Raw genomic sequence first — 13,710 nt, 5'->3', positions numbered from 1 at the left:
TCTCCTGCCGGCTTAAAATATTATGTAAGAATACTATTTCCTTAACTCTTTTGCCTTTGCTTTCTCCTCTCTCTTGCTCACGATATCGTAAACAATTGGAGTACCCACAAAAATTGATGAGTAAGTACCGATAACAATACCTATGATAAGAGCAACAGAGAATCCTCTGATTACCTCTCCGCCAAATATTGCAATAGCCAGCATAACAACCAGGGTGGTTCCTCCCGTATTAATTGTTCTTGCTAAAGTGCTATTAAGCGCCTCATTTATATTTGACTTAAGATCTCTTTTTGGATATAGAGTTTTGTACTCGCGGATTCTGTCAAATATAACCACAGTATCATTGATAGAGTAACCAATAATTGTAAGTATTGCAGCAATAAATGTCTGGTCAACATCAAGACTGAATGGAAGGATACCTGTAAATATTGAGAAGAAGCTCATTGTGAAAATTGCGTCGTGCAATAAAGCTACAACACCACCGGTTCCCCAGCTCCAGTTACGGAATCTGGCAGCAATATACAGGAAGATTGCAAAGAGTGCAAAGACAATTGCAATAACAGCATCTCTCTTTATATCATCTGCAATGGTAGGACCTACCTTCTCTGACTGAATAATACCATTTGGATTGTCTGTTGTTGAGGTGAACTCTTCGTAGGTAATTCCGTTTGCATAGAGCACATTTAATGCATTGTACAATTTACCGTCAACTATTTTATCAGTCTCAGCATCATCACTGTCAATCATATATTTGGTGGTTACCTTCATTTGGTTTGCTCCACCAAACTGTTTAACCTCTATACCCTCCTCAAACTCAGCAAGGACAGCTGATCTCACATTTTCTGTAGAAACCTCCTGGTCAAATCTTACAACATATGTACGACCACCTGTAAAATCCACCCCGTAGCTAAAGCCCTTTGTGAAGATAAATGCTAAACCAATTACAGTAACAGATATTGAGAATATGTACGCATATTTCCTCATGGCAACAAAATCAAATGTTGTATTCTGAAGGAAATTCCTTGTGTACTTGTTATCAAATGTGATATTCTTCTTCCTCTTAAGTCTCCAGTCAAAAATTAGTCTGGAAACAAATATTGAAGTTATTAGAGAAGTTATAATACCTATTACCAATGTTGTTGCAAAACCCTGAACCGGACCGGAACCAAACACTGCAAGCACTATACCTGTAATAATTGTTGTCAGGTTACCGTCAATAATCGCAGAGTATGCATTTTTATAACCATCAGTAATAGCTAAACCGAGACCCTTTCCGGCCCTCAGCTCCTCTTTTATACGCTCATATATAATAACGTTTGCATCCACTGCCATACCCAGGGTTAGCACGATACCTGCTATACCCGGAAGTGTCAGAACTGCCCCGAATGAAGTTAAGGCCCCAAACAGGAACAGAACGTTTGATAAAAGTGCAATGTTTGCAACCAGACCCGCTCCGTTATAGAAGAGAATCATATAGACAAGCACAAGTAAAAAGGCTATCACAAATGAAATTAGACCGGCATTAATAGATTCGCTACCCAGTGATGGTCCAACAACTGTATCCTGTACAATCTTTGCCGGAGCAGGAAGTTTACCTGATTTTAAAACATTTGCAAGGTCATCTGCCTCCTCTATGGTAAAGTGTCCGCTTATGCTCGACTGTCCACCAGGTATCTCTCCGTTTACAACCGGATAAGAGTAAACCATTCCATCAAGAACAATCGCAATCTGACGGCCAATGTTGTTAGCAGTCATAGTTGCCCATATTCTTGCACCCTCTGCATTCATAGCCATGCTGACTTCCGGTACGGCACTGTTATTGCCGAATGAGCGGCGGGCGTCTGTTACCACGCCTCCGTCAAGAGGAGCCCTTCCGTCTCTGGTGTTTGCCTTGATTGCAACCAGTTCAAAGATCGTATTTGAAGCATCAATAGGCTTCACAGACCACATTGGTCTCAAATCTGCTGGGAAGATTGCCTGTATTTGAGGTAACCTAAGCCAGGTACCTATTTTTGCAGTATCCCTGTAGTGCGCACGGCCAATACAAGCTCCCGGAAGAAGCTGTCCTTGTGACACATTTGGATTCAAAAGGAAGAAGAGCGGATTTTGTTTTGCAACCGCAGCCTCATCCATTGAAAGAGAATCAGTAGTTATCCCTGCAATAAGCTCCTGAGCAACTTTGGCTGAATCACTGACCTCTGCTGCAACAGCAGTAGTGTCCTCCTGAACCGGAGTTACTGCCTCTACATCTGCAAGCATATTTTTTATAGAGTTATCAGCCTCTGCGAGGTACTGATAAATCTCCTTATTTTCGTAAGTTTCCCAGAACTCAAGTGATGCAGTTCCCTGAAGAAGTTTTCTTACACGCTCAGGGTCCTTTACACCAGGCAACTCAACAAGAATCCTTCCTGAATTTCCAAGTTTCTGAATGTTTGGCTGAGTTACGCCAAATCTGTCAATACGATTTCTAAGAACATTAAAAGAGTTAGAAATAGCACTCTCTGCCTCCTCCCTGATAACAGTAATTACATCTGAGTTTGAAGTCTCAGGCTTAATTCTGTCTCTCATCTCATATGTTCCAAATATCTGAGATAATCTCTGACCGGGAGCAACCTTATCCCACTCCTCTGCAAAAAGAGTTATGAAATCAGTACGGGAACTGGCCATATTTGCCTGTGCCTGCCCCATTGCCTGAACAAAAAGAGGGTTGTTGTTGTAATTGGAAAGAGCGTTTACAAGATCGTAAACTTTTACCTCAAGCATAACATTCATACCACCTCTCAAGTCAAGACCCAGGTTAATCTCCTTCTCCTTTATCTGTTTGTAAGTAAAGCCGAGGAAGACCTTCTCTGCAGTGATTGAGTCCAGGTAGAACCTCTCTTTTGCAAGACGAAGTGAATCCAGGTAAAATGGCTTCTCCAATTCAGAAACCAGAGCAAATGCAGGAGAAACCCTCTCTGCCTCTACGGCAGCCACTGCATAGACTTTTGCCTTTTTTTCCTGGTTCCGTGTTGCCCATGTAAATGACAGCTGATAAATACAAGCCAGGGCGATCAAAATTGCCACTAATTTAATGGCACCTTTACTTTGCATGGAATATCTGTTTTTAATTTAATATAATCCTTCTAAAATTAGCCTACAAAAGTAGTATTTTTTCACAATATATGAAGAATTTCGTAATTTTGTTGTTCACTATTTATTGATTCACTATGAATAAGTCTCACTTCCTGCTTACCATCTGCATGCTGGCAAGTAGCTATACATGCTTACAGGGACAGACAACCAACCCAGAATACGAGAGAGCTGAGAAGCTAAGAAGGAGTTACAATTTTGAGGAGGCCTCAAAGATTTACAAAACCCTCCTTAACAGCACAAATGATCCGAATTTCATCAACACTTTAACAATTCAGATTGCCAGAAGCGAAAACGGGGCCGGAATGCTTGAGTATGCGGCAAAGCCTGTTTATCAGGGACACCATGATGTATCCAAAAAGGATTTTATACTCTTTATTCCTGACCAGGGTGACCACTTCTGGGCACCGCTGCCCTCAATTTTAGGTTCATCAAATAATGGAAAGACTCCTCTGAATTTTGTTTATACAAATGACTCTGAAAGCACAATATATTTCTCGGCTTTACATAAAGAGGGACACCTGGATTTATATAAGTCAACAAAGATAAACGACACTTTGTGGCACGCCCCTGAACCACTTGGAAATCTTATCAACTCTGCCGGAGATGAGATTCTTCCAGTTATATCAGCAGATGGAAAAGAGCTCTATTTTGCCTCAAACGGACAATATGGTATGGGTGGTTTTGACCTTTATGTATGCCAGCTGGACGAAGTAACAGGCGAATGGGGAGTCCCTCAAAACCTCGGCTTTCCCTATTCTTCCCCTGCCGATGACTATCTGTTTATAAATGACACAGAGAGGTCTCACTCCTATCTGGTATCAAATAGAAGTATCTTCTCTTCTGACAGCGTTAGAATATACAGACTTGCCTTTGAAGTAAACCCGGTTAAGGCGGCCATTGAAGATCCTCAGGAGGCTTTAAAAATCTCTTTACTGCTTCCGCAGGACAATAAAGAGATTCAGGAAGAGAGAGAGCCGGAAAATGTTCCGGATTCTGGAGACTACCCCTCTTTGGTCAGAGAGGTGAGAAAGATTCAGATGCAAATTGACTCCACTATTAAAAATTTAGATCTCCTGAGGAGCCGTTTCTCTCTTCTGTCAAATACTGAAGACAGAAGCTCACTTGAGCGAGAGATCACTTCCGGAGAGATCTATGTCTCTGAAATGAGGGACAAACTCAGAATAGCCGGGAAAGCAGTACAGGAAAAGGAGATTGAGTTTCTAAATAAAGGTGTTTTAATCCCGAGGGAGACCATTCCCGTTCCTGATGCAGAGAAACAAACTCCCTCTTATGATGAGTTTATTATAGAAAAATCTAACCCGGGAAAGATTGTTGTCTCTAAGCTCTTTTTTCCGGAGGAGCCTGCTGACTATACTTTCAGGATTGAAGAGCAGAGCACAATTTATGAAGAGGCACCAGAAAACGGGCTTGCATACAGAATACAACTGGCAGTTGCGGTTAATAAAGCTGATAAAAAGGTTTTCAAAGGCATATCACCGGTATTTGAAACCAAAACGGCAACAGGAAAATGGCTGTACACAGCCGGACATTTTAACAGATACGCAGAGGCATCTTCCGCTCTTGGACAGGTTAAAGGCAGAGGATTCAGAAATGCGATAATAGTCGCATATGATAACGGAAAATCCATTAATGTAAAAAACGCCAGACTTGAAGAGGGGAAGATTTCTGAAACCACAACATATCAAATCAAGATTTCCGGATATCCGGATGAGTTGCCGGCATCTGTGCTCGCTACTATAAGAGCATTAACAGAGAAAGATATTGCTAAGAGACTTTCTGCTACAGGAGAGACCGAATATTACATCGGCCCATTCAGCAATAAAACAGAGGCATCAGATATTGAAAGAGCATTAATAACAGCCGGAACTACCGGAGTTACTGTTGAAGATATAATTAAACCTAAATAAAATGTCGCTAATAATTACTCTGATAATAATAGGATTAATACTCCTCGCAATTGAGGTTCTTATTATTCCTGGTTTTGGGGTAGCAGGTATACTGGGTCTTCTGGCGCTGGCCGGAGCAGCTGTACTGGGATTTACAATGTTCGACACAACTACCGGACTAATTGTACTCGCCGCAATAATTCTTGCAACATCAATCTCCACCTGGCTTATTTTGCGCTCTAAAACATGGAAGAGAGCAACTCTTAAAGAGAAAATCTCCTCCAGGGTTGACACTAATCCGGAAGAGAAGGGGATTACTCCCGGCTCTGTTGGGATAACAACCAGCAGACTTGCACCATCCGGCAAAGCAAGAATTTCAGGAGAGGATGTTGAGGTAGTATCCAGGGAGGGAATAATTTCATCAGGATCTCCCATTGAGGTGATCTCTACAGATGATGGCAAGATAATTGTAAGAAAATCAATTCAATAAAACTTAATAAACATGACAGAAATTACAATCTATTTGGTGTGGATAGGTATATCCCTGGTAGGACTTACAATCCTTCTGTGGTTCTTCCCAATCACCCTGTGGTTTCAGGCACTCATTTCAGGAGTAAGAATTTCACTTCTGCAATTAGTCCTGATGCGCTGGAGAAAGGTTCCTCCTGGAACCATAGTGATGGCTATGATCACAGGTACCAAAGCCGGACTTGAATTAGACGCTAACGAGCTGGAGGCACACTTCCTGGCAAAGGGAAATGTTCCTAATGTAGTTAACGCACTTATATCGGCCGATAAAGCAAACATCCCTCTCAACTTCAAAATGGCAGCCGCCATTGACCTAGCAGGCCGCGACGTATTCGAAGCCGTTCAGATGTCCGTTAATCCTAAGGTAATTAACACCCCTCCGGTTACAGCAGTGGCAAAAGACGGTATCCAGCTCATAGCAAAAGCCCGCGTTACCGTTAGAGCAAACATCAAACAACTCGTGGGAGGAGCTGGCGAAGAGACAGTTCTTGCCCGGGTAGGCGAAGGTATCGTTTCTAGCATCGGCTCAGCAGAGTCTCATAAATCAGTTATGGAAAACCCTGACTCTATTTCAAGAGTGGTTCTTGAAAAGGGTCTGGATGCCGGTACTGCCTTTGAGATTCTCTCAATTGACATCGCCGACATTGACATCGGAAGAAACATCGGTGCCGTCCTTCAGATGGATCAGGCAAATGCCGACAAGAACATCGCCCAGGCCCGTGCAGAAGAGAAACGCGCCATGGCTGTAGCCCTTGAGCAAGAGATGAAAGCCAAAGCCCAGGAGGCCCGCGCCAAAGTAATCGAAGCCGAAGCTCAGATTCCACTTGCAATGGCAGAAGCCTTCCGCTCCGGCAACATGGGCATTATGGACTACTATAAATTCCGCAACATTCAGGCCGACACAGAAATGCGCGAGAACATCGCCAAACCACAGAAGTAAGGCCCAGCAGTAACGAACACTGCTCAGAATATTTGCAGATTCAAAAGAATTTGTATCTTTGCACTCCCTGCGGCCAACCCCGCAGGGTTTTGGTGAGGTGGGTGAGTGGCTGAAACCAGCAGTTTGCTAAACTGCCGAACTCGTAAGGGTTCCGGGGGTTCGAATCCCCCCCTCACCGCCAAAAACAATAAAAGCCAACCCCAAGGGGGTAAAGCAAAAAATAAAGACCGCTTGAGCGAGCTCAGAAGCGGTCTTTTCTTTTGCTTATACAGCCAAAGGCCGAGGCTTTTATTGTTTTTTTAGGCTCCCCCACCCGGGGAACGCCTCAAGCAGCGAGGCAATCCCCCTCATTTATATGATTTATAATTAACTATAATTTTGACAACTCCACCAGAGTTCAGATAGCACCTTTGAAATATTTCAGTAATTTTAAGTCATAAAAGAATTGGTGATGAAGTCAGATGAAATTAAAAACTTGTTTAGTCAATTTGAAGCTGCTGCTTCAGAATTTGAAGGTATTGAGTGTTGGAGTGCACGTGAATTACAAGAATTATTAGGATATAGTAAGTGGGAGAATTTTGAAAAAGTAATTCAGAAAGCTAAAGATGCGTGCAATAATGCTGGAGAAAGAGATAACTATCATTTTCCTGACATCAGGAAAACGATCCCAATGCCAAAAGGAGCTGAAAGAGAGATAGATGACATTCTTTTAACAAGATATGCATGTTACTTAATTGCTCAAAATGGAGATAGCCGAAAAGAAGAAATTGCATTTGCACAAAATTACTTCGCCATACAAACACGTAAAGCAGAAGTGGTTGAGGCTCGCATTTTAGAATTTGAAAGAGTAAAAGCTCGTGCGAAATTAAGCCAAACAGAGAAACAACTTTCTGGAATACTTTATGAACGAGGAGTAGACAGTCAAGGATTTGCTATTATAAGGAGCAAGGGGGATCAGGCATTATTCAGACTAAACACCCATACACTAAAACGCAAGTTTGGCGTGCCAGATAGCAGACCTGTTGCCGATTTTCTTCCTACAATAAGTATTAAAGCAAAAGACCTAGCAGCTGAAATGACTGGTCTGAATGTTCAAAATAAAGACTTAAAAGGGCAATCAACAATTGAAAAAGAGCATGTTGACAATAATCTTGCCGTCAGAGAAATGTTGACAAAGAGAGGTATATTTCCTGAAAACCTGCCTCCAGCAGAAGATGTTAAAAAGTTGAAACGTAAGCTTGAAGGAGACGAGAAAAAATTATTGAAAGATTTAAAAAAGAAGAAATAAACATGTTAGTATATTGAAAAGGCTGAATGATACAAAGCATATAACTTTAAAGCAATGTCTGTGATGGACTGGAAAACCAAATAATTTAACAACAATCAGCTAAACTACACCTATTTATATCAATGAAACCAAAGTATTTAGTTTTAATTTTTTCATTGCTGTTATTCAAAGACATGAGTGCACAGCTTAGAATAAACATTGGTGTAGATACTACAACCGAAAAATCTAAATTGACCATTAACTTCTTCAACAAATATATTACAGACTTCAAAGAGGATAATGAAGTTGACTATACTAAATATTTTTATAACGAAGATGTGGAAAAATTTAGATTACCTGATAAAACAGCAATCGGTTTGATTGGCAATACAACAAATTATACGCTAGGGGAACCGTACCTAATATCTTTAGATACCAAAGCTGATACGGTGAAAGCTAAAGTATTGTTTGCAGCAACAGACTCTTTTAGTAACCCAACTATTTACTTTATTGCCAACTACTACATAAAGATTGATAATGGCAGGTGTAAATTTTTAGTAAATCAAAATATTGAAACAAAAGAATGGCTAACTAAAACTATTAGAAATGTAACTTTTCATTATCCTTCATACCACACTTTTAACTTCACTAATGCACAGAGCCTAATTATCTCTATTACAAATTTGGAAAAAGCATGGGGGCTAGGACCGATAAAAATTGATTATTATTTTGCTAAGACAAACAGAGAAATTCAGGCAATTAAAGGATTTGATTTTAACTTCTACATGGCCCGCTCGGAATATCCTGGAGGACTAGCATATGAGCAAGAAAAATCTATATATAGCTGGGGACTTGATGAAAATTATTTGCATGAGTTTATTCATATATATTTAAATCCTATTTATCCAAATACTCCTCTAAAAGAGGGTATTGCCACTTTTTATGGAGGCTCAATGGGGACATCTTATAAAGAGCATCTAAAAAGGTTAAATGAGTATATTGCAAAACATCCTGATACTAACATTACAAATCCAATGGAATTTTATTACATGGATGAAAGGACAAATCCACAGTACATTATTCAGGCTTTTATTTGTCATTTGGTGTTTAGCGAGAAAGGAATTAATGGGTTAAAACAGCTATTGAAAATTGAATCTATGGATGAAATATTTAGAAGTGAGTTTTTTGTCGAACCAGACAATCAAAATAAATTCATTCGGGAACAAATAAAAAAATATGTAGACAGCTCACTGTCTCTTTAATAAAGTAGCTCTGTAGAGGTTCGTTACACTATAGCAAGTGATATCTCCTATAGAATACGAAGAACAGACATCTTCCCTGACCATATCTTGGTAGTGACTCAAAAGACAGCCGATGGGATTAAGATTGAACTTAACAACATCAGTCATGCCATCCTGAATAAGTACAAAAAGATGCGTTTTAAGAACAATCTTGCCCTGCCTGTAGTCAGCAATCAGAAGATGAATGAAGCATTAAAAGAGATGGGTTTTAAGGCAGGAATTAAGTCTCCTCAGAGGATTGTGTACTTCAGGCAGAACGAAAGGATAGAAGAGGTACATCCAAAGTATGCACTTCTCTCTTGCCATTGTGGCAGGAGAACATTCGTTGTAAACGGACTTTATCTGGGCATACCTCCCCATGTAATTATGGAATGGACTGGCCACTACGACTACAAATCAATGAAACCATACATCAAAGTAGTGGACAAACTCAAGGAAAAGGAGATGACGAAGTTTAATATTTCAATTTCTAAATAACGCTATAGCATTCACTTCTATAATGGTCACAATAGCTTTAGTCAAATTAACCTTCAACAATTTGAGAGGGGAAGGTATTGGATTAGATGGAATTAAATTCTAATTTTAGAATGTAATTAATAAGCCTAAAAAAAGGGTTAGTTAGCCATAAATATTTCAGCGACCCTTAAAATTAAATTAAAAAACTAGTTATAAGTTAGTGTAAATTTTATACAAATACTAAATACATGAAAAAAATTGAAGAACTTAATGCAAATGCCGTTAATTTGATAACTTTTTTTTCCGGAATTATACTGGTTTTAATTGCAATATTAGTTAACATCGAAAAGCCAATAGGTTTATTATTAATTAGTATTGGCACTTCAATAATTGCTAGTTCCATTGTTGTTTATCTGTCTTCAAAATATTTATTTAAACAGAATAAGATTAAAGAAATAATTGAAAAATGGGGATTAAGCGGAATTTATCGAACAAGAGCTGAAATGAATTTGAGTTGTAATGACCAGTTAAATGTTGCAAAGTGTAATATCGATATAATTGCATTTGGTTTAAAAGGATTTAGAGAGACTCAAACTGATCTTGTTCTTTCAAAAGTCAAAAGCGGAATCAATATTCGTATTATTACTATTAATCCAAATTCAAGCTTACTAACACACCGAGAAAAAGATGAAGGAGAGGTTGTGGGACAAATCAAAAATACTATTTTACAACTTGATAAGTGGGTTTTTGATTTAAAAAAGTACGGTAATGTAAAAATAAAATACTATGATACATTACCATTTGATTTTTATTTTAGAATTGATAATAAAATTTATGTCGGCCCATATTTATATGGACAATCTAGCCAGCAGACAATATCATATGAATTCTCAATTAATAGTCAGGGGTTTGATTATTATATAAGTTACTTTGAGAAGCTTTGGAATGATAATAACTTACTAAAAGATAATTATTAATGTTAGCGGATTTCAAAGATGGACGTTTTTTTGTAAGTCCTATTATTGGTTGTCCTGGCAAATGTAAATATTGTTATTTACCGACTAGGTCTGTAGATCAAATAGCAAGAAGAAGTAATTATTTAATTGAGAGTATAATTGAATCAATTGAATCAAACCAAAATTTTATTAAAGGGAAATATGGCTCAATCATATCTGTAGGAGCTTGGGGTGATATATTTTCAAAAAAATCTGATGAAGATTTTTCAATTAATTGGATAAAAAACTTGTTACAGACCGGAAATCCTGTTCAAATAATGAGTAAGTTCTCCATTTCTGATGAAAAAGCAAGAAGGATTTGCGATTCAATACAATATGATAATCAATTATTATACTCTACAACAATAACAACTTTTAGTAATTGGAAAGTTTTTGAAAATGGTACTGTAAGTCCTATTGAAAGACTACAAACAGCAAATAAATTTAAGCAATACGGGGTCTTAACTAATGTAATGATTAAACCATATTTGTCAGAATACACATGTGATGATAAAGATTTGTTTGTTGAAAATTTTAAAAAATATGAAATTGACTATTGTGTCGTTGGGGTAATGTATTGGGATTCAACTATTATAAAACAAATGAAATCTGTTGTTCCTTCAAAATCACCTTTTTATATATTACTTAATGATTCAAAAGAACAGATTATTGATTGCTCAAGTGATATGAGTTTGAACACATTTTCTTCCTTAAAAACTGATGTTTTTATAAATTATCTAAAGGATAATGGAATAAATGTATTCAAAAAGTCTTCTTGTGTAAACTCAAATATTTTGAAAGTACCTAATGTAAGTAAATACTATTATGAAGATCCTGATAATTATTGCTTAAATTGTGGAAATTGTAAATAATAAAACACCCATAACTTCAAGTTAAGAATATTAAAGCTTGATTGATAAATCAAACATACTAGCGTACATGGGCGTTTTTGACGAAAGATGGGTGCATAATACGCAATCCAAGACGCTTCAGACATTTAACCGTTGTGTCGCATGCTACAAAAAATAACACCGATTAATAGATTATTCATTGTTTGTTAGCATGTTTTTTGAAATAAGAATTCAAAAAGATTACATTTGTGAAAAATTAGTATGAAACTGCCTAAAAATATAAATCCTTGTCCAATAGTAGATGCGTTACTTGAAGTAAGGTTTACTTCAACAATTAATGCGAATGCCGTTTTTGGATTAATTTATAGCGTTTTACAAAAGGATTTTCAAAAAGTTGAAACATTACCAATTTTACAACTTCCTGATGTTGTTAGAGCAAGTGATCCCAATTTAAAATATAAACCTTATTACAAAATTTCAAATGAAAATTTTGTAATACAAATTGGACCTGATGTGATTTTAATCAGTTCTTTCCCGAGATATTTGGGTTGGGAAATTTTTTCTAAAATCATTTTTGATGTACTTACTAAAATTGAACAAATTGGGATTATTAATGTAATTGAAAGAATTGGGATTAGGTACATTAATTTTTTTGAAAACAATATTTTTGAAAAAATAAACCTTAAGGTGTCTATTGGATCAAATGATGTACTTTGTAAAAATACAATTATAAGGACTGAAATAGAACAGGGTGAATATAGCAGTACCTTACAATTAGCGAATAATGCTATTATTAATGGCAAGAATGGTTCGATAATTGACATAGACACATTTGTAACTAAAAACTTGGTAAACTTTTTTTCAAAGAAAAACGAGCTTATAAATGCTGGGCATTTAAAAGAAAAGGAACTATTTTATAGTTTATTAAGTTCTGAATTTTTGAGCACACTCAATCCAACTTATTAATCATGGGAACAAATTCATATAACTCATTAGCTAATATTTTTTTACTTGCAACAATTAGTTCCAGTGTAATTAGTTTATCATATGATTCAGATACTTTGATACCTAAAATGAATCATAATTATAACTTTCAGAACAATATAGCTGAATGGAAAGACTATGCATTTAATCAATCGGCCGATTACAAACTACAGAGTGAGAGTATGGAAAAACTTCAGACAATAATTGATTTTTCTAAAAGGGTTCTCCAAAATACTAAAGACATTGATAGTGAATTTGTAGATATCGTTAATGATAACTTTTGGGAACTAATATGAATTTTGATGAAGTTAAAATCTATTTGCCTAAATTTTTGTCAGAAGAATCTGATCGTGTGCTATTTAATGGGCTAAAAGATTTCCCAGAAAATATTGATGAGAGATTATATACAACATATCTTAATGATACTAGAATTATATATCAAGGTGATGGATTGAATAATCTTTTAGTTGTGAATCTTCCAAAACCTGAAGTTAAGCCAGCACCTAGCATTATTTTGTCGAATACATGTGATATTGATTTACAAAACGAAAGAAATTTCCCATCCCAGATTGTTTATGCTCCAATTTTTAGTTTAGATAAATACAAGCTAACTCTTCTCAAAAATTCAAAAAAATCCAAAGAACAGATTGTTGACCACATAAATGCCATAAAAAGACAAGAGATAACTCAAATTTTTTTTCTTCCTAAGTTTGATGGAAAATTAGAAGAATCTATTGTTTTTTTTGATAGGGTAAATAATATGCCAAATACTCTTATTGAAAGAGATAAAATTACCACCAATAGAATTTTTACCCTAAGTGATTATGGAGCATATCTATTTCTTTTGAAACTATCAATTCATTTTACAAGAGTTCAAGATAAGGTTGAAAGAAAAAGTCTAATCTAATAAAGCACGACGTTACATCACGCGGCATAACCAATAAGGGTTTCAGTATAAATTAAGCATACAGCTGCACATCGGAGTTAGTGTCGTCAGAGTGATACACCATACGCAATCCCCAACATTTAATACATGTAACTATTATCGAGCATTTTAAGACAACATCAAAACAATGGGAATATTAGGACGACCTGAAGGAGTTTTTGACTTAAGCAACAGCGACAAATATGTTGGCTCTTACTTGACAAAATCTGATGTTAAGGAAATACTTAACATCTCCGATAGCTATTCTGGTCCATACTGGGCCACCATTCTGGCGGATACTGGGCCACCGTTCTGGAGCATACCGGGCCATTTTATAAAATAAAGGAGGAGAGCAGGCCCTCCTCCTGTTACAGTTTTTAAGCAAGCGGGTTACTTTTGTAGTTGCAACACAAAAAGAACC

General features: G+C 37.0%; 13 protein-coding genes and 1 tRNA gene. 13 read left to right on the top strand and 1 reads right to left on the bottom strand.

The window, feature by feature from the left end; all coding sequences use genetic code 11:
• Positions 1-33 precede the first annotated feature (33 nt).
• Entirely contained in the window at positions 34-3,093 is a 3,060-nt protein-coding gene (secDF, locus tag U5907_07070) for a protein translocase subunit SecDF (GenBank protein WRQ32339.1), read from the bottom strand.
• 116 nt (positions 3,094-3,209) lie between these two features.
• Here secDF and U5907_07065 point away from each other — a divergent pair, with 116 nt between their 5' ends.
• From U5907_07065 to U5907_07005, 13 genes are all read left to right on the top strand, one after another.
• Positions 3,210-5,063: a hypothetical protein gene (locus U5907_07065; protein WRQ32338.1), complete on the top strand. Its 1,854-nt coding sequence runs from the start codon at positions 3,210-3,212 to the stop codon at positions 5,061-5,063.
• Between the two features lies 1 nt (position 5,064).
• A complete protein-coding gene (locus U5907_07060; GenBank protein ID WRQ32337.1) occupies positions 5,065-5,532 on the top strand; it encodes an NfeD family protein in 468 nt (155 codons plus the stop codon).
• Positions 5,533-5,544: 12 nt separating this feature from the next.
• The gene (floA, locus tag U5907_07055) at positions 5,545-6,510 is read left to right on the top strand and encodes a flotillin-like protein FloA (GenBank protein ID WRQ32336.1); all 966 of its coding nucleotides are present in this window, start codon (positions 5,545-5,547) and stop codon (positions 6,508-6,510) included.
• 91 nt (positions 6,511-6,601) lie between these two features.
• Positions 6,602-6,691: transfer RNA gene (locus U5907_07050), tRNA-Ser, on the top strand.
• A 270-nt stretch (positions 6,692-6,961) separates the two neighbouring features.
• Positions 6,962-7,798, top strand: coding sequence for a DNA damage-inducible protein D (dinD, locus tag U5907_07045; protein WRQ32335.1), 837 nt, complete (start codon positions 6,962-6,964; stop codon positions 7,796-7,798).
• A gap of 122 nt (positions 7,799-7,920) precedes the next feature.
• Complete coding sequence (locus U5907_07040; protein WRQ32334.1) at positions 7,921-9,039, top strand: hypothetical protein; 1,119 nt, start codon at positions 7,921-7,923, stop codon at positions 9,037-9,039.
• 93 nt (positions 9,040-9,132) lie between these two features.
• Positions 9,133-9,555: a hypothetical protein gene (locus U5907_07035; protein ID WRQ32333.1), complete on the top strand. Its 423-nt coding sequence runs from the start codon at positions 9,133-9,135 to the stop codon at positions 9,553-9,555.
• A 227-nt stretch (positions 9,556-9,782) separates the two neighbouring features.
• Positions 9,783-10,511 (top strand): hypothetical protein, encoded by a 729-nt coding sequence (locus tag U5907_07030; GenBank protein WRQ32332.1) that lies wholly within the window; start codon positions 9,783-9,785, stop codon positions 10,509-10,511.
• Positions 10,511-11,401 (top strand): hypothetical protein, encoded by an 891-nt coding sequence (locus tag U5907_07025; protein WRQ32331.1) that lies wholly within the window; start codon positions 10,511-10,513, stop codon positions 11,399-11,401. The genes U5907_07030 and U5907_07025 overlap by 1 nt, the downstream gene beginning before the upstream one ends.
• Before the next feature lie 240 nt (positions 11,402-11,641).
• The gene (locus U5907_07020; GenBank protein WRQ32330.1) at positions 11,642-12,346 is read left to right on the top strand and encodes a TIGR04255 family protein; all 705 of its coding nucleotides are present in this window, start codon (positions 11,642-11,644) and stop codon (positions 12,344-12,346) included.
• A gap of 2 nt (positions 12,347-12,348) precedes the next feature.
• On the top strand, positions 12,349-12,660 hold the full coding sequence (locus U5907_07015) for a hypothetical protein (GenBank protein WRQ32329.1): 312 nt from the start codon (positions 12,349-12,351) through the stop codon (positions 12,658-12,660).
• Entirely contained in the window at positions 12,657-13,271 is a 615-nt protein-coding gene (locus U5907_07010; protein WRQ32328.1) for a hypothetical protein, read from the top strand. The genes U5907_07015 and U5907_07010 overlap by 4 nt, the downstream gene beginning before the upstream one ends.
• A 166-nt stretch (positions 13,272-13,437) precedes the next feature.
• Entirely contained in the window at positions 13,438-13,632 is a 195-nt protein-coding gene (locus tag U5907_07005) for a hypothetical protein (GenBank protein WRQ32327.1), read from the top strand.
• The last annotated feature ends 78 nt before the right edge of the window (positions 13,633-13,710 follow it).

Source organism: Bacteroidales bacterium MB20-C3-3 (assembly GCA_035609245.1).
GTDB lineage: Bacteria > Bacteroidota > Bacteroidia > Bacteroidales > UBA932 > Bact-08.
This window is presented reverse-complemented; position numbering and strand designations above follow the sequence as displayed.